The 24398-nt window shown below is 37.3% G+C and carries 23 protein-coding genes; 9 read left to right on the plus strand and 14 right to left on the minus strand.

The window, feature by feature from the left end; genetic code table 11:
* Positions 1–8: 8 nt before the first annotated feature.
* The 12 genes from lipB to ACM40_RS14855 form a co-directional block, all read right to left on the minus strand.
* A complete protein-coding gene (gene lipB, locus ACM40_RS14800) occupies positions 9–743 on the minus strand; it encodes a lipoyl(octanoyl) transferase LipB (RefSeq protein WP_048503784.1) in 735 nt (244 codons plus the stop codon).
* An 80-nt stretch (positions 744–823) separates the two neighbouring features.
* Entirely contained in the window at positions 824–1558 is a 735-nt protein-coding gene (trpA, locus tag ACM40_RS14805; RefSeq protein ID WP_048503516.1) for a tryptophan synthase subunit alpha, read from the minus strand.
* A 114-nt stretch (positions 1559–1672) separates the two neighbouring features.
* A complete protein-coding gene (gene trpB, locus ACM40_RS14810) occupies positions 1673–2851 on the minus strand; it encodes a tryptophan synthase subunit beta (RefSeq protein WP_048503517.1) in 1179 nt (392 codons plus the stop codon).
* Positions 2852–2862: 11 nt separating this feature from the next.
* Positions 2863–3402 (minus strand): GNAT family N-acetyltransferase, encoded by a 540-nt coding sequence (locus ACM40_RS14815; RefSeq protein WP_048503518.1) that lies wholly within the window; start codon positions 3400–3402, stop codon positions 2863–2865.
* Positions 3386–3910 carry a hypothetical protein gene (locus ACM40_RS14820; RefSeq protein WP_048503519.1) on the minus strand — a complete coding sequence of 175 codons (525 nt, stop codon included), beginning with the start codon at positions 3908–3910 and terminating at the stop codon, positions 3386–3388. Before ACM40_RS14820 ends, ACM40_RS14815 begins: the two co-directional genes overlap by 17 nt.
* Before the next feature lie 25 nt (positions 3911–3935).
* Entirely contained in the window at positions 3936–4595 is a 660-nt protein-coding gene (locus ACM40_RS14825) for a phosphoribosylanthranilate isomerase (RefSeq protein ID WP_048503520.1), read from the minus strand.
* Positions 4596–4613: 18 nt separating this feature from the next.
* The gene (gene trpC, locus ACM40_RS14830) at positions 4614–5393 is read right to left on the minus strand and encodes an indole-3-glycerol phosphate synthase TrpC (RefSeq protein ID WP_048503521.1); all 780 of its coding nucleotides are present in this window, start codon (positions 5391–5393) and stop codon (positions 4614–4616) included.
* Positions 5394–5423: 30 nt separating this feature from the next.
* A complete protein-coding gene (gene trpD / locus ACM40_RS14835; RefSeq protein WP_048503785.1) occupies positions 5424–6413 on the minus strand; it encodes an anthranilate phosphoribosyltransferase in 990 nt (329 codons plus the stop codon).
* A 38-nt stretch (positions 6414–6451) separates the two neighbouring features.
* Positions 6452–7048 (minus strand): anthranilate synthase component II, encoded by a 597-nt coding sequence (locus tag ACM40_RS14840; protein ID WP_048503522.1) that lies wholly within the window; start codon positions 7046–7048, stop codon positions 6452–6454.
* 104 nt (positions 7049–7152) lie between these two features.
* Entirely contained in the window at positions 7153–8577 is a 1425-nt protein-coding gene (locus ACM40_RS14845) for an anthranilate synthase component I family protein (protein ID WP_048503523.1), read from the minus strand.
* Positions 8578–8826: 249 nt separating this feature from the next.
* Complete coding sequence (locus ACM40_RS14850) at positions 8827–9471, minus strand: hypothetical protein (RefSeq protein WP_048503524.1); 645 nt, start codon at positions 9469–9471, stop codon at positions 8827–8829.
* 69 nt (positions 9472–9540) lie between these two features.
* Positions 9541–10107, minus strand: coding sequence for a hypothetical protein (locus ACM40_RS14855; RefSeq protein WP_048503525.1), 567 nt, complete (start codon positions 10105–10107; stop codon positions 9541–9543).
* Between the two features lie 170 nt (positions 10108–10277).
* Between ACM40_RS14855 and ACM40_RS14860 the strand changes: the two genes are divergently transcribed.
* The 4 genes from ACM40_RS14860 to lysS all read left to right on the plus strand — a co-directional run bounded on the left by ACM40_RS14860 (position 10278) and on the right by lysS (position 13680).
* The gene (locus ACM40_RS14860) at positions 10278–10502 is read left to right on the plus strand and encodes a hypothetical protein (RefSeq protein WP_048503526.1); all 225 of its coding nucleotides are present in this window, start codon (positions 10278–10280) and stop codon (positions 10500–10502) included.
* Positions 10502–10879, plus strand: coding sequence for a c-type cytochrome (locus tag ACM40_RS14865; RefSeq protein WP_048503527.1), 378 nt, complete (start codon positions 10502–10504; stop codon positions 10877–10879). Before ACM40_RS14860 ends, ACM40_RS14865 begins: the two co-directional genes overlap by 1 nt.
* Entirely contained in the window at positions 10879–11805 is a 927-nt protein-coding gene (gene rlmF, locus ACM40_RS14870) for a 23S rRNA (adenine(1618)-N(6))-methyltransferase RlmF (protein ID WP_048503528.1), read from the plus strand. Before ACM40_RS14865 ends, rlmF begins: the two co-directional genes overlap by 1 nt.
* Positions 11806–11982: 177 nt before the next feature.
* Positions 11983–13680, plus strand: a complete 1698-nt coding sequence (gene lysS / locus ACM40_RS14875) for a lysine--tRNA ligase (RefSeq protein WP_048503529.1) — start codon at positions 11983–11985, stop codon at positions 13678–13680.
* A 338-nt stretch (positions 13681–14018) separates the two neighbouring features.
* Here lysS and ACM40_RS14880 read toward each other — a convergent pair whose 3' ends face one another.
* Positions 14019–15023, minus strand: a complete 1005-nt coding sequence (locus tag ACM40_RS14880; RefSeq protein WP_048503530.1) for a cytochrome d ubiquinol oxidase subunit II — start codon at positions 15021–15023, stop codon at positions 14019–14021.
* Positions 15020–16363: a cytochrome ubiquinol oxidase subunit I gene (locus tag ACM40_RS14885; protein ID WP_048503531.1), complete on the minus strand. Its 1344-nt coding sequence runs from the start codon at positions 16361–16363 to the stop codon at positions 15020–15022. The genes ACM40_RS14880 and ACM40_RS14885 overlap by 4 nt, the downstream gene beginning before the upstream one ends.
* Positions 16364–16592: 229 nt before the next feature.
* Between ACM40_RS14885 and gyrB the strand changes: the two genes are divergently transcribed.
* The 5 genes from gyrB (at position 16593) to ACM40_RS14910 (ending at position 24393) form a co-directional block, all read left to right on the plus strand.
* Complete coding sequence (gene gyrB / locus ACM40_RS14890) at positions 16593–18527, plus strand: DNA topoisomerase (ATP-hydrolyzing) subunit B (protein WP_048503532.1); 1935 nt, start codon at positions 16593–16595, stop codon at positions 18525–18527.
* Positions 18528–18765: 238 nt separating this feature from the next.
* Complete coding sequence (locus ACM40_RS14895; RefSeq protein WP_048503533.1) at positions 18766–20658, plus strand: DUF3857 domain-containing protein; 1893 nt, start codon at positions 18766–18768, stop codon at positions 20656–20658.
* A 2-nt stretch (positions 20659–20660) separates the two neighbouring features.
* Complete coding sequence (locus ACM40_RS14900; RefSeq protein ID WP_048503534.1) at positions 20661–22598, plus strand: transglutaminase-like domain-containing protein; 1938 nt, start codon at positions 20661–20663, stop codon at positions 22596–22598.
* Between the two features lie 77 nt (positions 22599–22675).
* Positions 22676–23497: an RsiV family protein gene (locus ACM40_RS14905; protein ID WP_048503535.1), complete on the plus strand. Its 822-nt coding sequence runs from the start codon at positions 22676–22678 to the stop codon at positions 23495–23497.
* Between the two features lie 44 nt (positions 23498–23541).
* Positions 23542–24393, plus strand: coding sequence for a diacylglycerol/lipid kinase family protein (locus ACM40_RS14910; RefSeq protein WP_048503786.1), 852 nt, complete (start codon positions 23542–23544; stop codon positions 24391–24393).
* The last annotated feature ends 5 nt before the right edge of the window (positions 24394–24398 follow it).

Raw genomic sequence — 24398 nt, forward strand, 5'->3', positions numbered from 1 at the left:
TGCTGTTATTACACTACTTTAGTGACAAGATCGGCTTCAAAAACATCTGCAAAGTGTTTTCTGATCTTTGCCTTCAGATCTTCCATTTCTTCAGGAGAAAGTTCTCTTTCAAGCTCCCTTTTTAAAGAAGTTACCTGCTTGTCTTTGATTCCGCACGGAATAATGTATTCGAAATAGCGCATATCCGTATTCACATTCAAAGCAAAACCATGAAGGGTTACCCATCGGGAAGCTTTTACGCCCATTGCGCAGATTTTTCTGGCATAAGGTTTCCCCACATCCAGCCAGACTCCGGTTTCTCCTTCGGAACGTTCTCCTTTAAGGCCGTATTCACCAATGGTCCTGATGATGACTTCTTCCAGATTCCGCATATACTTATGAATATCTGTAAAGAAATTTTCAAGATCAAGTACGGGATATCCTACAACCTGTCCGTATCCGTGATAAGTAATATCTCCACCGCGGTTAACTTTGACGAAAGTGGCATCTATTTCCTTCAGCTTGTCGATACCGGCAAGCATATTTTCTTCATGACCGCTTTTCCCCAAAGTATACACATGAGGATGCTCCACCAGCAAAAAATGATTCGGAGTGATCATATGCTGTTCTGCAGGTAAATCACGGTTTTTTATTTTGGTATCAATAATATTCTTCATCAGGCTTTCCTGATAATCCCAGGCTGGCTGGTATTCTTTTATACCCAGATCTTCAAATTCTACTGATTTATTTTGACGTGTATTCATATGCTGATGTCTGTTTCTTATGATGGCCTTACCGGATTGCGATTCCATGCCATTTTTCTGACATACAAATTTAGTGAATTTTACCCTTTTACAGCATGGATAAAATCTATGGCAGCATTCTTCCAGTCTTTATGGTTCAGAAGGGTATTGACAAATGCTGTTCCTATAATTCCACCGGCTGCTTTTTCCGTTACATTCTCAAAATCTTCCTTAGATTTGATGCCGAAACCGATCATCACAGGATTTTTAATGGGAAGAGCTGCCAGTCTTGACAGGTAGTTTTCATTTTTAAGAACGGCATTATCATTTCCTGTGGTAGAAGAGGAGCTTACTGCGTACAGAAATCCTGAGCTCAAAGAATCCAAATATAAAATTCTTTCATCGGAAGTTTCAGGAGTTACCAGAAACGTAAAATTAAGGTTATACTTTCTTAAGATCTGCTGATAATTATTTTCAAATTCAATAGGTGGGAGATCAGGAATAATCAATCCTGAAACACTGCTTTCCGAACATTCACGGCAGAATTTCTCAAATCCGAAACTTAAAACAGGGTTGATATATCCCATTAGGATAATGGGAATATGAATATCATTTTTCACGGTTTTCAGCTGGGAGAAAAGTTTTTCAATGGTCATTCCGTTTTTTAAGGCCAGTTCGTGGGCCTGCTGAATTACCGGGCCGTCTGCTACGGGATCAGAATAGGGCATTCCGATTTCCATCATATCAGCACCGGAATCCTGAATGAGTTTTATAATATCAGCAGTATCTTCCAAGTGCGGAATTCCTGCTGTAAAGTATATATTTAGTTTTTTCATTTTTTATTGTATTGATGTAGTAATGTAAAATGTATTTATGATCTTATTTTAAAGTGTATAAGTTTTCATGCATTAAAAATCATTTTACATGAATACTTTTTACATTATACAGAATTATAGATTTTTCAAATATGTCTCCATATCTTTATCCCCGCGGCCACTCAGACAGATCACGACAATATCGTCTTTACCGAATTTCTTTTTATCAAGAACAGCAAGTGCATGGGAACTTTCCAATGCGGGAATGATTCCTTCCAGTTTTGTTAATTCAAAAGCAGATTGTAAAGCTTCCTCATCATTGATGCTGAAGAATTCAGCTCGTTTTTCTTTAAAAAGATGGGCATGGAATGGCCCGATTCCAGGATAATCCAGACCCGCAGAAATGGAGTGGGGCTCGATCACCTGGCCGTCTTCAGTCTGCATGACAAGACTTTTACTTCCATGAAGAACACCTAAAGTGCCAAGAAAAGTAGTCGCTGCTGATTTTCCTGAATCAACACCTAATCCGCCGGCTTCTGCCGCAATAATTTTCACCTCCTTTTCTTCTACAAAATGGTAAAAAGTTCCTGCTGCATTACTTCCTCCGCCTACGCAGGCAATGACGTAGTCAGGATTTTCTCTTCCGATTTTCTCTTTCAGCTGTTCTCTGATTTCTTTTGAAATAATACTTTGAAATCTGGCTACCAGATCCGGAAAAGGATGAGGGCCAACCACGCTTCCGATGACATAATGAGTGGTCACAGGATTGTTGATCCAGTCTCTGAGGGCTTCATTGACAGCATCTTTCAGGGTTTTGGAGCCTGAAGTTGCCGGAATAACTTCTGCACCCAGCATTTTCATTCTTGCCACATTCGGGGCCTGCCGCTGGATGTCGATTTCACCCATATAAACGATGCATTCCAGTCCAAGCAGGGCGCATGCCGTTGCTGTTGCCACACCGTGCTGCCCGGCTCCGGTTTCAGCAATAATTCTTGTTTTTCCGAGACGTTTTGCAAGAAGAACCTGTCCCAAAGCATTGTTAATTTTATGGGCTCCGGTATGGTTCAGATCTTCTCTTTTCAAATAAATCTGAGTATTGTATTTCTGGCTTAAATTTTTAGCAAAATAAAGTGGAGTGGACCTTCCTACATAATTGGTAAGCAGGTCCTGGTACTCATTCTGAAATTCTTCAGATTCAATGATTTCAAGATAGTTTTTCTGCAGTTCTTCCACATTAGGGTATAGCATTTCAGGGATGAAAGCGCCTCCGAATTCACCATAATATCCGTGTTCATCAGGGTTTTTATAATTCATTGTATTATTCTTTAGTCAATTAAATAAGCATTTTTTTCCGGTCCAAGCTGCTTAAGAAGTTCTTTAGTTTCTTCTGAAGCCTTAAAAATCAAGATATCATCGTCTTCAGAGCTGATCCACCTGTTTTTGTCCTTTTCCAGAATAGCTTTGGCCTTGTTTTCCAGGATCTCAATATGGCAACGCTGATAAAAGGGTCGCAGATCAGTTGCACAAAACCCAATGCTTTCAATGTTCCTTTGGGTCAGATTGTCTTTAAATAACTGAACCAGTTTCGAACCGTATCCTTTTTTCTCCTGGGCAGAAACCAGTCCGACTGCTTCTGCAAAAGAGTATCTTTTTCCGGCTATTTCCAGGTTAAAATCAAGGTTAAGCCGTATTACCGCCAATATCTCATTTCCAGAATCTGATAGCATATGAAATTCCGAATCTTTAAAAAAATTACGGAAATAAGCAGGTGTCATCTCATTCCATTCAGGAACTTCCCAAAGGCTTAGAATGTGCCTTATTTGATGATCCGCTAGTTCAGTCGATTTTTTAATTTGATAATTCATCGGTTAAGCTATTGATAAATTGAATGTTATGGTTTCGCTGCTGTCTTGTGATCAGTTTTTTATGATGAAGCAGTTCAATTTTACTGGCCAGATCAATTAAGGTGGCCATATCTATTTTTGAATCGTACATGGTAACGGCAATTTCCAGGTTGTCGATCAAAAAATAAGGATCCGAGTCTTCATAAAGCAGAAAAATTTTAGCATAAATCTTTCCCAGATCATATTTAATATTTGCCTTCACATGGCTGTCTAAAAATTTATCAGAAATAATCACAAGATAATAGCTGTTCCAGAGTGCAATTCTTTCAAAGAAATACTGGATATCGGCTTCATCAAAGATTTTGATAATTTCGATAAATTCCTGTAACTGCCCGTCTATGGTCCAGTATTCCGCATCGCTGTCATTCTGAGAAACAAAATTGTACAGAGCCTGAATTTTTGTATTTCCAAACTTGGGTGGAAACAGGGTTTTATAAAATGTTTTTTTTAGCAGATGGATGTTCATCATCTTGTGTATTTTTTTTGCGGTCTTTTCAAAACGCTTTCGAAATGAATTTTCTTATTTTTTCTAAATTTTTAATTCCCGGTTCCAGTTCAAATTTTGAATTGATATCAATTACAAAAGGCTTCCTGAGCAGTGAGCTGATGTTTTCAATATTTTCCTCCGAAATACCACCACTCAGGAAATAGGGAAGCGGAATCTCAAATTCGTTCAGTATGGTCCAGTCAAACTGTTTTCCTGTTCCTCCGAAAGCTTTACTGTCCGTATCAAAGAGGAGATAATCTACGGTTGAAACATGGGAATTTATCGTTTTTTCTATTGTTTTCTTCGTTTCCGGATCATTATTTCCAATCCTGATGGCTTTTATAATTTTAATCTCCGGTTTCAGGCTTTGCTTTAATTGGTTAACAAAATCTTTACTTTCATCACCGTGAAGCTGGATCAGATTCAATCCTGCTTTTTCTGTGATTTCTGTAATTTTATCTATTTCTTCATTCACAAAAACCCCTGTCTTTCCCGGATGGCTGATTTTCAAAATATCTTCCGGATCCAAATGATCCAGGACATATCTCGGCGATTTTTCATAGAAAATAAAGCCAAGAAAATCTGTTTTCATGGAAATCAGTTCATGAATCTGATCCAATTGGGTCATTCCGCATACTTTCAGTTTAGATGGCTGGTCTTTATTCATTGTTAAATTGATCAACTGTTATATTGTTACATTAGAAATAAACTCAGCGAATTTGTTTGCCGGATCTTCGTTTTTCATAAAATATTCTCCCATCAGGAAACCGTCGAATCCTTTTTCCTTTAAATATTTAAAATCTTCCGTACTGTAAATACCGCTTTCTGCGACGGACAATACCTCTTTCGGAAGCTGGTCTTTTAAAAGCACGGAATGCTGAAGGTCAACTTTAAAATCTTTTAAATTCCTATTATTGATGCCAACGAGATCAATTTCAGTGTTGAAATGATTCAGTTCATCTTCTGTGTGGATTTCCAGCAGAACTTCCAATCCGAGCTGATGTGCCAGGTCTGTAAATTCCTGAACCTGGTTGGGAGACAGGCAGGCCGCAATCAGTAAAACAGCATCGGCACCGATACTTTTGGCTTCGTAAAACTGGTATTCATCCACCATGAAATCTTTTCTGAGGACCGGAATGCTGATATGGCTTCTCACCTTTAAAATATCATCAAAACTTCCTCCAAAAAAATCCCTGTCCGTCAGAATTGAAATTCCCGAGGCTCCAAAATTTTCATAGGCAGAAACCACTTCCAAGGGTTGAACTTTATCGTTTATGATTCCTTTTGAAGGAGATTTTCTCTTAAATTCAGCAATAATCCCACTTTTGTTTTTCACGGATTCTTTGAGCGAAAAACTTTGTCTTCCGAAAAATTCAGAATTCTTCAGGCTGTCAATTGAGATTTTCGCCTTTGAAACTGCAATTTCTTCTTTTTTTCTTTCAATAATTTTATCCAGTATCGTCATGTTCTTTTTTTCTAATTGCTGGCAATTTTGTTAACCATTAATCAATAATTCAAGGCTTCTCAGGGCCTTTCCACTTTCCAGGCTTTCTTTTGCCAGAGCAACACAATCTTCATAGGTCCCGAATTTCTGAGTGTGGGAAAGGGCAGTTGCTGCATTGGCAAGTACCACGGAATTCTGCTGTATGGTACCTTTTCCCTCCAGAATATTCCTGAAAAATTTTGCAGATGCCTGAGGCGTTTCTCCTCCTCTGATGCTTTCCGGACTTACGGAACCAAATCCGAGGTCTTCAGCAGAATAAATTTCTTCACCACTTTTTGTAATAATCTTGCTGTCCTGGGTAAGGCTTATTTCATCATATCCATCCAGGCCGTGAACGAGAATAAACTCCCGCTCTTCTTTTTGTAGAAGATATTGATAAATCCTTGCGATTTCAAGATTATAAACCCCGATTACCGAATATTTTGGCATCGCGGGATTGACCAACGGACCGAGAAGATTAAAAAATGTTCTCAACCCCAGAGATTTCCTTAAAGCTCCGACAGACTGAAGAGCCGGATGAAAATAAGGGGCATGAAGAAAACAGATATTGGATTTTTCAAGATCTTCATTCAGCTGGTCTGAATTGCTTTTGAATTGATAGCCAAGCTCTTCCATTACATTGGATGATCCGGTAGTGGCAGAGGCTCCGTAATTTCCATGTTTTGCTACTTTCTGGCCTGCACCGGCAACTACAAAACTGGCAAGAGTTGATATATTGATCGTATTTTTTCCGTCACCTCCGGTTCCTACAATATCCAGGGTATCTGCAGTATCAAGGAGTACAGGAACTGCCATTTTCAGCAATGCTTCCCTGAAACCTTCCAGTTCTTTCAGGGTAATATTCCGCATCAGAAAAACACTGATAAATGCAGTGACTTCAGCATCATTAAATTTATTCTGAGCGATCTCAATCATCGTTGCCTTTGCCTCAGATTTGGACAAAGTGTTATGATTGAACAGGTATTGGAGGATCTCTTTCATCTGAGGTGTTTTTACTTTTATAGGTATTTCTGTAGTTTTCAATTTAAAAGAAAGTTTCTGATTATCACTTCCCCGTCAGGAGTTAAAATGCTTTCAGGATGGAACTGTACGCCATGCACATCATAGGTTTTATGCTGCAGTGCCATGATCATTCCGTCCTTGTCTACGGCTGTAATTTCCAGTTCTTCCGGGAAACCTTCCGGGTTTACCGCCCAGCTGTGGTATCTTCCGACTTCTATTCCTGAAGCCAGATTTCTGAAAATTTTGGTATTTTCTTTCACCAGTTCAGCTGAGGTTGCCACTCCATGGAAAATTTCAGAAAGATTGATCAGGTTTCCTCCGAAAGCTTCCGCAATAGCCTGCTGACCGAGGCAAACACCTAAAATACTTTTAGTAGGTGCATATTCCCTGATCAGATCCAATAGAATTCCTGCTTCTTCCGGAATCCCCGGACCAGGTGAAAGGATAATCTTGTCATATTTTCCGATCTCTTCCAAAGTGATCTGGTCATTTCTTACAACATCTACTTTCTGATCCAGAATTCTTTCAATGATCTGAACCAGGTTATAGGTGAAACTGTCGTAGTTATCAAAAACCAGAACTTTAGGTTGCTCGTTAGTTATATTGTTGTTCATTTTTGTCTTTTTAATTGTTTTTGTTGGTAGTTGTCAGTTGCTGGTTTTTAATTGTTCAACCCTGAACCCTGAACCCCGAATCTCGAAACCCGCATCCCGTACCTTTAATTCATCACGATTTTCCCTGCTTTATCCACTGCTTTTTTCAAGGCATTCAATTTATTATTCACCTCCTGCAGCTCGTTTTCAGGGACAGATTTGGCGACCAGTCCGGCTCCGGCCTGATAATACAGGGTATTGTTCCTGCTTAAAAAAGTACGGATCATAATAGCCTGGTTGCAGGTTCCGCTCAGCCCGATCATGCCGATGCATCCACCGTAGTAGCCACGGGAGTCTTTTTCATACTGATCGATCAGCTGAATGGCTTTATGCTTTGGAGCGCCGCTTAGAGTTCCCTGTGGAAAGGTGGCGGAAACCATATCAAGAGGATTTATATTTTCAGGAAGATCTGCAGTAACTTCACTTACCATATGGATAACGTGTGAAAAAAGCTGGATTTCTTTCAGTTTCGTTACAGTTACATTTTTACCGAGCTTTCCAAGATCATTCCTGGCCAAATCGACCAGCATGGTGTGCTCTGCATTTTCTTTCGGATCATTTTTTAAAGCTTCAATAGACTGGAGATCGGTTTCAAGATGTCCGGTTCTTTTAAAAGTTCCTGCAATAGGGTGGATGATAGCTTTATTGTCTTTGATGATCAACTGGCTTTCGGGACTTGAACCGAATAATTTATAATTTCCATAATCGAAAAAGAAAAGGTAAGGTGAAGGATTGATATTCCTAAGGGCACGGTATACATTGAATTCGTCTCCTTTGAATTTCTGCTCAAATCTTCTGCTAAGAACCAGTTGGAAAACATCACCTCTCATGCAGTGCTTCTGGGCAATTTTTACCAGTTCAATGTATTCTTCATCCGTAAGGTTAGAAGTTTCGCTGCCGGTTTTTTCGAAAGGGTAGACCGGAGTATTTTGATTTCTGAACAGGTTTTCCAGCAGATAAAGCTCAGATTTTAAACCGGGAATCTGATTTTCAATGATATGCATCTCGTCATTGTAATGGTTGATGGCAATAACGTACTGATATAATCTGTAACGAAGGATCGGAATTTCCACTTCGGGACTTTGTGGCTTTAAACTGATATCTTCAAAAAACTGTACTGCTTCAAAGCTCGTATATCCGAAAAGGCTCTGCGCCGTTTGTTCAATAGGATCATGGGTGGTTTCGCATTCAAAAACACTTTGAAATTCCTCAAAAATATCCGTGATATTCCGTTCACCTATCAGTTGTTTCACAGGATCTGAGCCGGGAAGCTTGATTTCAAATTCAGTAAGATTTTTCACTTCAATTCCTGCTACGGCATTCACTGCGATGAATGAGAAATTATTATCAATATTCTTAGAATCCGAACTTTCCAGAAGGATGGTGTCCCGGAATCTGTCCCTGATCTGTAGGTAGATATTCATTGGAGTATAAAGGTCTCCCAATGTTTTTTTAGAACCGGTCTTTATTTTTATTCTTTGAGTGGTCATCTGACTTGTATTTTTTGTTTTAATGAAATAAAAAAGGCTTCAACGGAATCCGTCAAAGCCTATATATTGTTTGTTTTAATTATCTGCTATACCAATTAGCAACATGACAATACTTTCAGACCCGACGAAGAGTTTGAAAGCCACCACCAATTTTTGTTGCTTATATTTAACATGAGACAAATGTAGAAATTTTTTTGATATAAAAACAAAAAAACAGGAGAAAATAAAAAAACTTAATATGAGAATTCTTTATTTAAGCTGTTGCAATTCTTTTTTCAATTCTTCAATTTTTTGCCGGTACTCTTCACTGTCATAGTAACTTACATATTCTTCCAAAGCTAAAATATATTCTTCAATAAACTCTTTATTCGTTCTGTCAGCCTCATATTTAATCTTTGCAGAGTTCACCGGAGCCATTTTTTCATATCGCAATAGAGCGTTTCCTTCTTCGGATTGATAATAAAGAATTACAATGTTTTTCTCGTATCCCGGAATGTATTTCACCGGAAAATGCTGTTCCGTTCTTGGGATCCTGATGGCATTTTCAATAGGATAAATTGTAGCACTTGTCGTTGAGAAATAAGTAGATACATATTTTCCGTCCTGTTTTTTTACAATAGCTTCATAATCATGAATGTACATGTCATTCAGCGTGGAGTTGGTTTCTACATCTGAAGTGATGATTGCGGTACTTTCAACGCCGTATTTATTTAAAAACCAAGCATTAAGATACTGTCCGGCAAAACCATTCAGAATGGCTAAAGGAATAATCGGTATCAGAAACCAACCTTTTTTTGTGACAAATGAAAGCAGTCCAAAGAATACCAGAAGAATAATCACGGTATAAAAACCATGATGGCTGGTGAAAAACAGGATTTTAGATATAAAGATCATGAGAAGCCTGAATTATTTTTGACTAAGTTAAAAAAATTCAAACAATAAAAACAAATTGAGAAATATTGCCTATTTACTGAAGTTTGCTTTATAATATTTTATGCCTTTAATCCCGACAAGCAGCATTAATAGTCCAAAAAATCCGAGAATTGCAATTGCCAGATAATTATTGTTTCGGTGTGCATTATTATAATTGTTCAAAGATAAATATTCAGTATTCCTGTTATGGATTTCCACCATACTTACCCTATTTTTATACAAAAGGTTTCCTGGAAATGGGATGTTTTCTGATTTTAATATTTTTCTGTTATATTCCTGCTTCTCAATAAAAAACATAATTGAATCTCCCGGTTTATTGTCGCTCATCAAATCATAAAAAGATATTTGATCCGATACAACACCTCCAATCATAAAATTAATTTCAGGATATTCATTTAAATGAATTATTAAGGCTCTGCTTCTTCTTCCTTTTTCTATTTTAACATCTTTTAAAACACCTTTTATCTCTGTAATGCTGCTTCTGCCCGGTAATTCGGATAAAGAAATCTTGATTGCAAAAAATAAAAGAAAAAAACTTAATATAAGCGAGATCCAGATAAGCCTCCTGTTTGATTTCTTTTCTTTGTGATAATCCATTTGTGGTTTTGTTTATGGGGCTAAATTACTAAAAAACGGAAATGTTCAATTGACAGTTGAAATGCATTTTTTTGAAGGCTTTAATACAGTAAAATCGTATTAAATGGGAAAATGTCATTCATTTAAAAGCTTATTTTTTATATTTTTGTCTAAATTTTATAGAAAAAATAATGAAAAAAGTATTAGCAATTGCATTCATCGGAGGTTTATTGGTTGTAAACTGCTCTAAGAAACCGGATCACGATTTACAGGACAGCAACACAATGCTGCCAGAACCAGATGCTCCAACAGTAGTAGATTCTACAGCTAAAACAGCTGCTCCGGCTGCTGCAACAACTCCTGCACCATCAACTCCAGAAGCTGCTAAAACAGATTCTACTGCAGCAAAAAAATAATGAAAAAATTCCTTTTGGCGGGAGCTATGGGATTTTTAATCCTTTCCTGTTCTAAAAAAGAAAATACGGAGGTGCCAAGTGTGGATTCTGAAACATCCGCTGTTTCAGAGCCGGCAAAAGCTAATCTTTCAGGTGACCAGATCATCGAAACTTTAGACTGCTCAGGATGCCATTCCGTGAATGAGAGAATGATAGGACCTTCTTACAAGGAAATTGCAGAAAAATATTCCGAAAAAGATATTGAGCTGCTGGCTTCCAAGATTATAGAAGGCGGAAGCGGAGTTTGGGGAGGTGTTCCGATGGCTGCCCATCCACAGGTATCTAAAGAAGATGCTAAAAAAATGGTAGAATACATTCTGAGTCAGAAAAGTAAATAATGTCTACCGAAAAATCCAGTCTGCACGCAAGAAATCTGCATCGTGATCCTTATAATTTTGATCAGCTTATTTCTTGCGTGCCGGAACTGAAACACTATGTTTTCGTTAACGCTTACGAAACAAAGACCATTAATTTTAGCCTTCCCAAAGCGGTTAAACTTCTTAACCAGGCACTACTTTTACATTTTTATCACATTCAGGGCTGGGATATTCCTGAGACCAATCTGTGTCCTCCCATACCCGGCCGTGCAGATTATATCCATTATATTGCCGACCTGTTAGCTGAAGAAAAATCTGAAATTCCGACAGGAATTTCTGTATCTGGTCTGGATATCGGAACCGGGGCAAATCTCGTTTATCCTTTATTGGCCCATAGATCTTATGGATGGAAAATGTTGGGAACCGATATTAATCTTGATTCTTTGGAAAACGCACAGCGTATTTTAGATCAAAATCAGGATTTACTACCAGTTATTCATTTAAAACAACAACCTGATTCTCATCATATTTTTAAAAATATCATTAAGACTGGAGACCGTTTTACATTTTCTATGTGTAATCCTCCGTTCCATGATTCTGAAGAATCTGCATTGAAAGGGAATCTTAGGAAAACAAAGAATATCAGAAAATCAAAACCTCAGAAAGTTTTATTAAACTTTGGCGGTCAACAATCGGAATTGTGGTGCGAAGGCGGTGAAATAGCTTTTATTTCAAAAATGATTGAGGAAAGTGCTTTATATTCTTCGCAGGTTCTCTGGTTTACATGTCTGGTATCTAAAAAAGATAATCTTCATAAATTAACCACACTTTTAAAGAAAGTCAAAGCTGTAGATTTTAAAATAATTGATATGGCGCAGGGACAGAAAATCAGCAGGATGCTGGCATGGACTTTTATCTCTCAAAAGGAGACAAGAAACTGGTTTTAAAGGTCAATAGTTAATTGTCAGTGGTCAATTTTGCTGCGCAAGTCAATAGTCAATTTGAATCTGCACAAGAAAATTCACTACGAAGGAGATTCACTATTGACCATTCACAATTAAAAAAATCATCATTGACAACTCACCAAAAATGCCTAAATTTGTACGCTTTTAGAAAAATAAGAAATGCAATTATCAGAACAAGAAATCATTAGAAGAGAAAAGCTGAACAAGCTTACTGAAATGGGAATTAATGCATTCCCTGCGGAGGAGTATACGATTACAGATACTACAGAATCTATAAAACAGGATTTTTCTGAGAATAAACAGGTGAAGATCGCTGGTAGATTAATGTCCCGCAGAATTCAGGGAAAGGCTTCTTTTGCTGAATTGCAGGACTCTAAAGGTAAAATTCAGGTGTATTTTAACAGAGACGAGATCTGCCCGGGTGAAGATAAAGAATTATATAACGAAGTATACAAACACCTTTTGGATATCGGTGATATTATCGGTATTGAAGGAACTTTATTCACTACCCAGGTAGGTGAAATGACTATTTTGGTTAAGAACTTTACCCTTCTTACCAAAGCTTTACGCCCGCTTCCTCAGGCTAAAACTGATGAAAATGGAGTAGTGCACGACGGATTTACAGATCCTGAATTAAGATACAGACAGCGTTATGTAGATTTAACGGTTAATCCGCAGGTAAAAGAAATTTTCGTAAAGAGAACAAAAATGTTCAATGCAATGAGAACTTTCTTCAATGATGCCGGATATTTTGAGGTGGAAACTCCTATTCTGCAGTCGATTCCCGGAGGAGCTGCGGCAAAACCGTTCATCACGCATCATAATGCTTTAGATATTCCATTATATTTAAGAATTGCCAATGAATTGTACCTGAAAAGATTGATCGTTGGTGGTTTTGATGGTGTTTATGAGTTCTCTAAAAACTTCAGAAATGAAGGAATGGACAGAACCCACAACCCTGAATTTACAGCCATGGAGATCTATGTAGCATACAAAGATTACAACTGGATGATGGATTTCACGGAAAAACTTCTGGAATTCTGTGCTACTCAGGTTAACGGAAGCGCTGAATCTACTTTCGGAGAGCATACTATCAACTGGAAAGCGCCTTATCCAAGAGTTTCCATGACGGAAGCGATCCAAAAATATACAGGTTTCGATATCACAGGAAAAACTGAACAGGAATTGTTTGATTTTGCCAAATCTATCGGAATTGAGGTGAATGAAACCATGGGGAAAGGAAAATTAATTGATGAGATTTTCGGTGAAAAATGTGAAGGAAACTTCATCCAGCCGACTTTCATTACAGATTATCCGATTGAAATGTCTCCTTTAACTAAGAAACACAGAAGTAAAGAAGGCTTAACCGAGCGTTTTGAATTAATGGTTTGCGGAAAAGAAATTGCAAATGCTTATTCAGAGCTTAATGACCCGATCGATCAAAGAGAGCGTTTCGAATCCCAGATGGCCTTATCAGAAAGAGGAGATGATGAAGCAATGTTCATTGACCAGGACTTCTTAAGAGCACTGGAATATGGTATGCCTCCAACTTCCGGATTAGGAATCGGGATGGACAGACTGATCATGTTCCTTACAAATAATGCATCCATCCAGGAAGTTTTATTCTTCCCTCAGATGAGGCCGGAAAAAACGGTTCCTCAGATTGAATTGGGTGAAGATGAAAAAGTAATTCTTGAAATCCTTAATTCTCAGGAAGAGGCGATGTCTTTGGCTGAAGTAAAAGAAAGAAGCCAGTTATCCGGGAAAAAGTGGGATAAAGCATCTAAAATACTGACAAAAAATAATTTAGTAAAAGTTGAAAAGATTGATGAAAATATCTTGATGAAACTTATATAAATAAGAAATTCATTTATTTTTAGGTGTAACAGGTTTGCACCTGGAAGGTTTTGACTTATTCGTAAAAGTTGGGATTAGCGTTTTGTATGATTTTGCAAAAGATTTCTTTCTTATAAAATTAAAATGTGAAAAAATTAAAACAATAAAAACAATGCTTATGAAAAAAGTAAGAGATGGTGTGTTAAAGGCCTTGATTGCGTGATCACAATTTTATAATAAGTCAAAATCATTGAATAATTTAAGGCTATGGGTGCAAATCCCTCTCACGCACAAAAAATCCTGAAAATATTTTCAGGATTTTTATTTTAAATTAAATCAGTACATGGATCGTACTCTTCCTACTTTCTCTGCCTGCTAAACGAAACCATCAGATAAAACAAAAACGGAAGAATAAACAGTGAACCAAGCATTAGTGCCCATCCTAAAGCCGCTATCGTTTTTGGAGGAGCCATATGTTCCAGTAATGAAAGATGCTGTCCGTTTCCAAGCAGGATAATATCCGGATTATGCTGATAAGTTGCCGCCACGAGGATCATGACCATCTGGAATCCTGCCAGTGCGCGTACGGGAAGCAGTTTTCTTTGATTCATAGCTCGAAGGATAAGAAGAAGAGCAATTGTAGCAAAAGATATGGCCATAATTCCTAACGGTTTTGAAAATACCCACATCAACAAAGGAATATCAGAAACATAAGCTGTTAAGAATACCAATATTCCGGTAACCACCACAAAAACCATGGTTTGTTTTGATTTTTTGATCATTAACGTAAGATCGGCTTTATCACGGGTTTCTCTTAAAGAAAAGATGGAAGCCAGATAAGCACAGAGTGCTACGGTGAAAAGTCCTACGGAAACACCAAACCAGTTCAGCCAGCTGAAAATATATAAATCCAAAAATCCAACCGCATCTGGATTGATAGAATGGGAAACAGTTGCCGCTGCAATCAGACCCAGGAAAAATGGAGTTAACAGGCTTGCGTAATAAAAAATCTGGGTATATAAAACCTGCCAGTTATCTTTCACAGCATCGTAATGTCTGAATGTAAAAGCCGTCCCTCTTGCAATAATTCCTAAAAGCATTAGAACCAGAGGAATATGAAGATAAGTCGACATCGTCGTATAAATTTCAGGAAACCCAACAAAAAGAATAACAATAGCAATAATCAGCCACATATGATTGGCTTCCCATACAGGTGCAATGGATTCATACATGATTTCCTGTGTTTTGTGACGGGCCTTTTTGTGGGTGAAAAGCTCTACAATTCCGGCTCCGAAATCAGCTCCGCCCAAAATAATATAAAGACAGATGGAAAGCCATAGAAAGCCTATAACAACGTAAATCATGATTTTTTGTTTTTATCGTTAAACTGAGCGTCTGTAGGGTCATAAAGTTTCGGCACCATCTGGATCTGTCTTCTCAAAAGAAAGATAATGACCAGTGATAAGGATACGAAAATAGCGGTAAAGAAATAGAAAGAATACTGTATGCCCGGCATTGGCGTTACAGCATCTACAGTTCTCATGATTCCATAAATAATCCAGGGTTGCCTCCCAACTTCCGTAACTGTCCATCCTGCTTCCAGAGCAATATATCCGAAAGGTGTCGCGATCAGGAATGTTTTTAAAAGCCAGTTTTTGGTCAGCCATTCCTTTTTGAAGAAAAAAGAGTAAAGGTACACAGCTCCGATACAGATCATCACAACGCCGAAAAAAATCATGATCTGGAAAGCGTAATGAACAACAGCTACAGGAGGCCATTCATCACGGGGAAAATCATTTAAACCCTTTACTTCGGAATTAAAATCATTGCTTACCAGAAAACTTAATACTTTCGGAATTTTAATGGCATATTTTACTTCTCCTTTTTCCTCATCAGGAATTCCTCCAAGTACGAACGAAGCACCCTTTTCAGTTTCAAAGTGAGCTTCCATTGCAGCCAGTTTGATGGGTTGTCTTTCCGCAACGGACTTTGCCGCAACATCACCGCTTAAAGGTGCCCCAAACGCTCCGATTAAAGCAAATCCGGCAGCAATCCTGAACGCTTTTGTATGGAACTCTACATTCTTACCCTTCATAATTAAGAAAGCATGAACTCCTGCAACGGCAAACCCGGTAGCACAGAATGCAGCAACCGTCATATGAAGTGCCTGAGGGAACCAAGCTTCGTTGAACATTGCCTTAATAGGATCTATATTTACATATTGCCCGTTGATATAATCAAAACCTGCAGGTGAATTCATCCAGGCATTTGCTGCAACTACCAGGATTCCTGATGCCAGCCCGCTTAGGCCTACTAAAAATCCACAGAACCAGTGGAACCATTTATTAAATTTTTCCCAACCATATAAAAAGAATCCAATGGCAATAGCTTCAATAAAAAACGCAGTCCCTTCAAGAGAAAATGGCATTCCGAAGATCGGTCCGGCATGTTTCATAAATGCCGGCCATAAAAGGCCCAGTTCAAAAGAAAGCATGGTTCCGGATACAGCACCAGTGGCAAAAAGAATGGCAACTCCCTTGCTCCAGGCTTTTGTAAGTCCTTTGTATACTTCATTACCGGTTTTCAGATATTTCCAGTGGGCGAAAGCCATCAAAAAAGGCATTACCATTCCCACGCATGCAAAAATGATATGAAAACCCAGCGAGAGAGCCATCTGCGCGCGGGCTGCAATAAAATCATCCATATAATCAACTTTTGAGTAATAAATTTAAGAATAAATTAGGTATGTAGGATATGATTTAATACAGTTGATTTTTGGGAAATAGATGATAACTTTAAACTTTTTTAAGCAAAATTACATCCTGGGTTTTCATAAAAACTCCACTCTTTTTTGACATATTTTAACTTTCATAAGTCGAAAAAAATCACGATATTTGTGGGTCTTTGCATTTGGCAGGATTTTAATAATTTATATGAGTCAGAAACAATATACAGCTAGTAGTATTCAGGCATTGGAAGGAATGGAGCACGTACGTATGCGTCCTTCAATGTACATTGGTGATGTGGGAGTAAGAGGTCTCCATCATTTGGTTTATGAAGTAGTAGATAACTCTATTGATGAAGCGTTGGCAGGATACTGCGATACGATCTTCGTCAGCATTAAAGAAGGAAACGGGATCGAGGTTAGTGATAACGGTAGAGGTATTCCGGTAGATTTCCACGAAAAAGAGCAAAAATCCGCCCTTGAGGTTGTAATGACGAAAATCGGGGCAGGAGGTAAATTTGATAAAGATTCTTACAAAGTTTCCGGAGGTCTTCACGGAGTTGGGGTTTCGTGTGTGAATGCACTTTCCAATGAAATGATCACTACTGTTTACAGGGACGGAAATGTGTATCAGCAAATATATTCCAGAGGAAAAGCCCAAACCGGAGTTGAAGAAATTGGTCACAGTGACAAAAGAGGAACCAAACAGTTCTTCCAGCCTGATGATACTATTTTTACAGAACTGGTTTACAACTATGATACTTTAGCAAGCCGCTTAAGAGAGCTTTCCTATCTTAACAAAGGGATTACCATTACGCTTACCGATGAAAGAGAAGCGTTGGAAGACGGATCTTTCAAAACAGAAGTTTTCCATTCCGAAGGAGGACTAAAAGAGTTCGTTGCCCATATTGACGGAAACCGTGAGTCCATTATGGAAAACGTTATCTTCATGGAGGGTGAAAGAGATGATATTCCTGTAGAAGTGGCGATGCGCTATAATACATCATTCAGCGAAAATCTTCACTCATATGTTAATAACATCAATACGCATGAAGGAGGAACCCACCTTGCCGGTTTCAGACGTGCTTTAACAAGAACATTGAAGAAATATGCCGATGATCTGGGAATTCCACAGAAAGAAAAAGTAGAAATTACCGGTGACGATTTCCGTGAAGGACTTACTGCCGTAATTTCTGTAAAAGTAATGGAACCTCAATTTGAAGGACAGACCAAAACCAAACTTGGGAACTCTGAAGTTTCCGGTGCTGTGGATAAAATTGTAGGTGAAATGCTAACCAATTTCCTGGAAGAAAACCCTAACGAAGCAAAAATTATCGTTCAGAAGGTAGTTTTGGCAGCAAAAGCAAGACAGGCAGCCAAGAAAGCTCGCGAAATGGTTCAGAGAAAATCGCCGATGGGCGGTTCTGGTCTTCCTGGAAAATTATCCGACTGTTCATCCAAAGATCCGGCAGAATCTGAACTGTTCCTTGTAGAGGGAGATTCCGCAGGTGGAACAGCAAAACAGGGAAGAGACAGACATTTTCAGGCTATTCTACCTTTAAGAGGTAAGATTTTGAATGTTGAAAAATCAATGCTTCACAAAGTATATGATAATGAGGAGATCAAAAATATCTATACAGCCCTTGGAGTTTCTGTAGGAACAGAAGAAGACAGTAAAGCCTTGAATATGGCCAAGTTAAGGTATCATAAAATAGTTATCATGACCGATGCTGATATCGATGGGTCTCACATTTCTACTCTGATTCTTACGTTCTTCTTCAGATTTATGAAGGAACTTATTGAGAACGGCTATATTTATATTGCTCAACCGCCTTTATATTTATTGAAAAAAGGAAATAAAAAGGTATACGCCTATAACGAGAAAGAGCGTGAAGAGTTTACTCTGGAAATGGCTCCGGACGGAAAAGGGGTAGAAGTACAGCGTTATAAAGGTCTTGGAGAAATGAATCCTGAACAGCTTTGGGAAACCACCCTTAATCCTGAACACAGAATTTTAAAACAGGTAACCATTGATAATGCAGTGGAAGCCGACAGTATTTTCTCAATGCTGATGGGTGATGAGGTACCACCAAGAAGAGAATTTATCGAGAAAAATGCAAAATATGCTAAGATTGATGCATAATTGCTTTTAAAAATAATTAAAAAGACTCCAGAAATGGGGTCTTTTTTATTTTGGCATTAAAGATAATCTGTCAAAATAATTATTTTAGACTTTGATATCCTGGTTTGGAGATTTAAAATGTTAAAATAATAAATTTAAGTTATTGATTGTTAGTTCATTATTCTGTTTTTTAATTTATATTGAAATAAAAAATTAACATTTATTAAGATTTTATTATTTTTGCTCAATTTTAAAGACCATGATGAAAATTTTAATTATAGGGGCTTTATCTACTGCCTCTGTATATTTCGCCCAAACCTATCCGGTGTCTGCTATCCCTGAAAATTTAAAGAAGAATGCTAATGTTGTCATCAGAAAAGATTTTACAACAGTTCAGATTAATAAAATTGATGAAATCAGGTATCAGTATAATAAAGTAACTACTGTTTTAAATAAGGATGGTGACTCTAAGGCTCAGATTTATATTCCTTATCAAAAAGGAGATAATATTTCTGAGGTAAAGGTGACGGTTTATGATGAATCCGGGAAGAAAGTAAAAAGCTTTTCAAAATCTGATTTCGGTGACTTTGCCAACAATACCCAAGGGGTGTTTTATTCAGATAACAGGGCTTTAGCTTTACCGTATACCTCTGCTTATTACCCTTATACTATTGATTTTTCGTACCAGATCACTGATGAAAATACCATTTTCATTCCCGATTTTGTACCATTCTCTTCTCCCAATACCTCTTTGGAAGAAGCTCAGTTTAAAATAATCAATAAATCCGGGATTGATCTTAAAACCAAAAGTTATCCTTCAAAATACGGTTATGCTGCGGTTACTGTGGCTGATAATGGTAATGAGAAAAGCTATTCTTATAAAAATGTTCCCGCTATGGATGATGTTTTGATGCTTCCTCAGCCTGAAAAAATATTGCCTAAAGTAAGTTTTGCCCTGACAAAATTTAACCTGGAAGGAAAACAGGGAGCTTTGAACAACTGGACTGATTTTGGAACCTGGTATTATGCTAACCTTGTAGAGCCTGTTTCTGCGTCTACTCCTGCCATTAAAGCAGAGGTGGCAGCTCTTAAATTAGAAGGCTCAACGGAAGAAAAAGTTAAAAAACTTTACCAGTATATGCAATCAAAAACCAGATATATATTTGTCGGATTGGGTATTGGCGGCTGGCTTCCTATGCTTCCGGATGAAGTTCAGAAAAAAGGATATGGCGACTGTAAAGGGCTTACCAACTATATGAAAACTTTATTGAACGAAGCCGGTATTCCTTCCAATTACTGTGTGATCAATTCCGGTTCATCCGATATTTCTTTTGATCCCGATTTTCCATCTATGGGAGGAAACCATGCCATTCTTATGGTGCCAACAGAAAAAGGAAATATCTGGCTGGAAAACACTTCACAGCAGATTGCTTATAATCACTTAAGTTACAGCACTACGGACAGAAATGTTCTTGCTGTCACCAAAAAAGGAATAGAGTTGATCAATACACCATCTTATTCTGCTGAACAGAACGGAGAAAAGCAGGTTGTAAAAGTTAACCTTACGGAAGATAACAGCATCAATGGGGAAATTCAGTTTGCTTATACGGGAAGTCAATACGATAACAATTTGATATATAATTATTTATCACCAAAAGAAAGAATTGATGCTTTGAAAAAAAGCTTTGATGTGCTGAATTTTGAAAAAGTAGAAATGAAAGACCTTGTCAATGATAAGGATAATGCTGTGATCAGGTTCAATGTGGATTTTAAAGCCAATAATTATTCTAAAACCGCAGGAACTAATTTACTTTTCAGGGCTGTACCTATTTTTAGTAATAATTTTTATAAATCTGATGAGAACAGAGAGCTTCCGTTTGAAATAGGCCAATCTTTTCAGGATGAGTACGAAATTGATTATACCGTTCCTAAAAATTATAAAATAGATGAAGTTCCCGAAAATGTAACCATCAATTCTGAATTCGGGACCTATAAGCTGAATCTTGTAAAAAACGGTGAATCATTGAAAGTGACACGGTTTATCAAAATTAACAAAGGGATATTTCCAAAAGAAAAATACAATGACTATGTAAGCTTCAGAAAGAAAATTCTGAATATGGATAATTCTAAAATATTACTGATTAAAATTTAACCATGAAAAACAAATTATTAACTGCTTTCTGTTTCGGAATTATAATCTCTGTAAACGGTCAGAAGCATGAGTTTCTGGATCCCCCGAAGTTTGACAATGCAGATCTGGCCAAGACAAAATCGGAGCTTGACGAAAATGCCCCTGCAGAAATTTTATACAAATCGGTACACTTTAATGTAGACCCTTCCACAGGAACCCTTAGGAAAAATGTTTTTTACAGAGTAAAGATCTATAACAAAGATAAAGCGGAAGACTGGTTGAATCTCGAGATTCCGTTATATAAAAATTCCAGCAATGACGAAGAAACTTTAAGCAAAGTGAAAGCTTTCGTTTATAATCTGGAAAATGGAACTGCGGTACCTACTAAAGTAGATAAAAGCTCAAAATATAAAAGTAAAGAAAGTAAATATACAACCATAACTAAATTTGCTTTCCCTAATGTGAAAAACGGCTCTGTAATAGAATATCAGTATGAAGTTTTCTCCCCGTTTTTATATTCTGTTCCGCAAATTCTGATAGAATCGGATGCTCCTTCTCTTTACACTGAATATATTCTGGATAGTCCTTCGCATATAGCCTATAATGTAAATTATACAGGATCATTAAATCCAAAATACAGGATGGTTGAAGAAAAAACAATGTATGGAATGCCGTTTAAAACCTATAGATTCGGATATGAAAACCTGAAAGGATTCAAAACTGAGAAATTTGTTAAAAACGATAGGAATTACCGTACAAAAATAAGTGCTGAGCTTCATTCCACTAATTTTGGACAATTGAAAATGTATTCCTCTTCCTGGGAAGAAATCAAAGATAAATTGTATAAAGATGAAGATTTTGGGGAAGAACTGAAAAAAACAAAACTCGCTAAAGAAAAGGTAACATCTGTTATTTCAGGCTTAAATTCTGACGCTGAAAAAGCTGATGCTATTTTTAATTATGTGAAAAATATCTTCACCTGGAACAAAGATCGCGGGATTTATACAGAAGACGGAATAAAAAAACTTTTAGAAACCAAAACAGGAAATGCAGCGGAAATTAATCTTTTCCTTGTCATGATGCTTAGAGAAGCCGGATTGAAAGCTGACCCACTTGTTATTTCCACAGTAGACAACGGTTTGATTAACCTGGTTTCTCCCAGTATAGTGGGGATGAATTTTGTGATTGCAGCCGTAAAAATAAAAGATGGATTAGTCATGTATGATGCTACCTCAAAACAGGCATCTGTGAATAACCTTCCGCCAAGAGACTGGAACCAGTATGGTGTTTTAATGGCTAAAGAAAAGGCAGCCCTGATGGAAATGGGAAATACCACCACCAGTTACAATTATCTCACTACAGAAGCAAAGATCAATGAAGATGGCAGTATTTCAGGAACCTATTCCGATAAAGATACCGGTTCATATGCCATGTTTGTTAAAGAAAGCTACGATGAGAATGCTGAAAAATACAAGAAGCAGTATAAAGAAAACTATTCAATAGACTTTACAGGAATTGAATCGAAAATACTGGATAACGGAGATTTTGAAAGTACGATGAAATTCTCTTCAGATAACCTGATAGATAGAGTAGGGAAAAAAATGATCATCAATCCAATGCTGTTTTTAAGTAAAAATTCCAATGAATTTGATCAGACTGAAGAAAGAAAATATCCCATTGACTTTATTTCCTCATTTACTAAAGTGAAAAAAGTGATTCTGGAAATACCGGAAGGCTATATAATAGAAGCAATGCCTAAAAGTAAAAGGATCGTTACAGAAGATAAAGAAATTGAATACAGCTATATAGCCGAGCAGAAAGGTAACAAACTTGAAATAATTTCTACCACAAAAATTGCCAGCCCGGATTATCCTAAAGAATATTACCCTGCATTCAAACAGATCTGGGGAACCGCTTCAAAAAGTGAAAACCAGGTAATCAGCCTAGTCAAAAAATCATAAAAAACAATTCTTTCAGAATAATTTTGCAAAACCATTCATTTTTGAATGGTTTTTGCATTAGGATAGAAAAAATAATTATGAAAAATACCATCGCCGTTCTGGCTGTTTCTTCACTTCTTGCTTTTTCAGCCTGTAAAAAAAGAGAAACTACAGCTGTGGCCGATAAAACAGAAACTTCCCAGCCGGAAAAATTTACTGTAGACTCCGTGAAAGTAAGCGATTCATCGAAAATTGCAGATTCACTTACGGTAAGCTTCACTTCCAAACTGCTCGTTTTTCCAGCTTTGAAAGACAAACGACTGCTGGATAGTATTTATTTTCAGAATAAAGGCATTAAGGATTTTTCTAAACAAGGACTGCAATCCTACCTGGAAAGCGATAAAAATAAGTATTTCAAATCTGTAAAAAACGACAGCAAAGACTGGATTTCAGATTCCTATGCACAGGACTGGTATACCAATTCCCACATGAATCTGGTTTCCAACGATAACGATTATATGCACATCGAGTATATATGGAGTTCATATGAAGGAGGAGCCCATGATAATTATGGGTTTTCAGAAAGAGTTTTTGATCTTAAAAACAATAAAAAATTAGAGCTTAAGGACATTACTTCAATGCCTAAAGCCAGGCTTGAAAGTATTTTGATGAAAAATATCAATACAATTCATAGTGGGGCAAGTGACAATGGAGATGATGTGAAAAATTCAGATATGCTGCTGGTAGAAGTGATTCCTGCTACAGATAATTTCTATTTCGATCAGAAAAACCTCTATTTCCATTACAGTCCCTATGAAATTACAGCTTTTGCTGCCGGAGATATTGTAATTCCAGTGTCATGGGAGGAATTGAAGGGAACTCTTAATACACAATTTAAAGAAAGAATGAAAATAAAATAAAATTAATGCTTCCGGATGTGGAAGCATTTTTTATTTTTGCGGTAATGGAAAGAACAGCTTTTATCATTAATCCCTTTTCGGCCAAAAAAAATTATCAGCCGTTTCTTGACGAGCTCAAAAAAAAGGTTGGTAATCCTTTATATTATATTTCCGAATCTATTCCGGGGACTGATGATTTTATCAGGGAAAATTTTGACAATGTTGATATCTTTGTAGCTATCGGAGGGGATGGAACCATCTCTACCGTAGCAAGAAATCTTATCAATACAGATAAAATTCTGGCCATCTTTCCGGCCGGTTCAGGAAATGGTTTTTCCAACGAGACCAAATTCAGCAAAAATCTGGATGAACTTTTAGATAAAATTAAAGCTAAAGCCTCCAGAAAGATTGATACTTTTACTGTTAACGACAAATTGTCCATCAACGTTTCTGGAACCGGATTTGACGGAAAAGTCGTTAAAGAATTCGAGAAAACCAGCCGTGGATTCAAAAATTACATCAAAGTATCTCTGAAAACATTCTTCAATTACAAACCTATCAAGGTGAAGTTCTTCGATGAAGCCTATCAGCAGTACAATGGGCGGTATCTTATGCTCAATATAGCCAATACACGCCAGTTTGGGAACAACGCCTATATTGCCCCGAATGCAAGTAAAAGTGACGGTTTGGTCGATATGGTGCTGGTGAAAAAATTCCCGTTGACCTATTCAGCGCTTTTCGCTTTCAGAATGTTTACTAAAAGGCTGAAAGATGATGAATACGTAACCTATCTTCCCGTTTCGGAAATTTCATTTAAAGTCAATACCAAAAACTGGCATCTTGATGGTGAGTTTAATAAAATAAAATCACCGGTTCATGTGAAAGTACAGCCATCAAGTTTAAATATTTTAATATAGTTTTC

The sequence above is a fragment of the Chryseobacterium sp. BLS98 genome (assembly GCF_001045445.1).
Classification (GTDB): domain Bacteria; phylum Bacteroidota; class Bacteroidia; order Flavobacteriales; family Weeksellaceae; genus Chryseobacterium.

Excerpts from the sequence above, each read along its gene's own strand:
- lipB (WP_048503784.1), bottom strand. The coding sequence starts at position 743 with ATGAATACACGTCAAAATAAATCAGTAGAATTTGAAGATCTGGGTATA.
- trpA (WP_048503516.1), bottom strand. The coding sequence starts at position 1,558 with ATGAAAAAACTAAATATATACTTTACAGCAGGAATTCCGCACTTGGAA.
- trpB (WP_048503517.1), bottom strand. The coding sequence starts at position 2,851 with ATGAATTATAAAAACCCTGATGAACACGGATATTATGGTGAATTCGGA.
- ACM40_RS14815 (WP_048503518.1), bottom strand. The coding sequence starts at position 3,402 with ATGAATTATCAAATTAAAAAATCGACTGAACTAGCGGATCATCAAATA.
- ACM40_RS14820 (WP_048503519.1), bottom strand. The coding sequence starts at position 3,910 with ATGATGAACATCCATCTGCTAAAAAAAACATTTTATAAAACCCTGTTT.
- ACM40_RS14825 (WP_048503520.1), bottom strand. The coding sequence starts at position 4,595 with ATGAATAAAGACCAGCCATCTAAACTGAAAGTATGCGGAATGACCCAA.
- trpC (WP_048503521.1), bottom strand. The coding sequence starts at position 5,393 with ATGACGATACTGGATAAAATTATTGAAAGAAAAAAAGAAGAAATTGCA.
- trpD (WP_048503785.1), bottom strand. The coding sequence starts at position 6,413 with ATGAAAGAGATCCTCCAATACCTGTTCAATCATAACACTTTGTCCAAA.
- ACM40_RS14840 (WP_048503522.1), bottom strand. The coding sequence starts at position 7,048 with ATGAACAACAATATAACTAACGAGCAACCTAAAGTTCTGGTTTTTGAT.
- ACM40_RS14845 (WP_048503523.1), bottom strand. The coding sequence starts at position 8,577 with ATGACCACTCAAAGAATAAAAATAAAGACCGGTTCTAAAAAAACATTG.
- ACM40_RS14850 (WP_048503524.1), bottom strand. The coding sequence starts at position 9,471 with ATGATCTTTATATCTAAAATCCTGTTTTTCACCAGCCATCATGGTTTT.
- ACM40_RS14855 (WP_048503525.1), bottom strand. The coding sequence starts at position 10,107 with ATGGATTATCACAAAGAAAAGAAATCAAACAGGAGGCTTATCTGGATC.
- ACM40_RS14860 (WP_048503526.1), top strand. The coding sequence starts at position 10,278 with ATGAAAAAAGTATTAGCAATTGCATTCATCGGAGGTTTATTGGTTGTA.
- ACM40_RS14865 (WP_048503527.1), top strand. The coding sequence starts at position 10,502 with ATGAAAAAATTCCTTTTGGCGGGAGCTATGGGATTTTTAATCCTTTCC.
- rlmF (WP_048503528.1), top strand. The coding sequence starts at position 10,879 with ATGTCTACCGAAAAATCCAGTCTGCACGCAAGAAATCTGCATCGTGAT.
- lysS (WP_048503529.1), top strand. The coding sequence starts at position 11,983 with ATGCAATTATCAGAACAAGAAATCATTAGAAGAGAAAAGCTGAACAAG.
- ACM40_RS14880 (WP_048503530.1), bottom strand. The coding sequence starts at position 15,023 with ATGATTTACGTTGTTATAGGCTTTCTATGGCTTTCCATCTGTCTTTAT.
- ACM40_RS14885 (WP_048503531.1), bottom strand. The coding sequence starts at position 16,363 with ATGGATGATTTTATTGCAGCCCGCGCGCAGATGGCTCTCTCGCTGGGT.
- gyrB (WP_048503532.1), top strand. The coding sequence starts at position 16,593 with ATGAGTCAGAAACAATATACAGCTAGTAGTATTCAGGCATTGGAAGGA.
- ACM40_RS14895 (WP_048503533.1), top strand. The coding sequence starts at position 18,766 with ATGATGAAAATTTTAATTATAGGGGCTTTATCTACTGCCTCTGTATAT.
- ACM40_RS14900 (WP_048503534.1), top strand. The coding sequence starts at position 20,661 with ATGAAAAACAAATTATTAACTGCTTTCTGTTTCGGAATTATAATCTCT.
- ACM40_RS14905 (WP_048503535.1), top strand. The coding sequence starts at position 22,676 with ATGAAAAATACCATCGCCGTTCTGGCTGTTTCTTCACTTCTTGCTTTT.
- ACM40_RS14910 (WP_048503786.1), top strand. The coding sequence starts at position 23,542 with ATGGAAAGAACAGCTTTTATCATTAATCCCTTTTCGGCCAAAAAAAAT.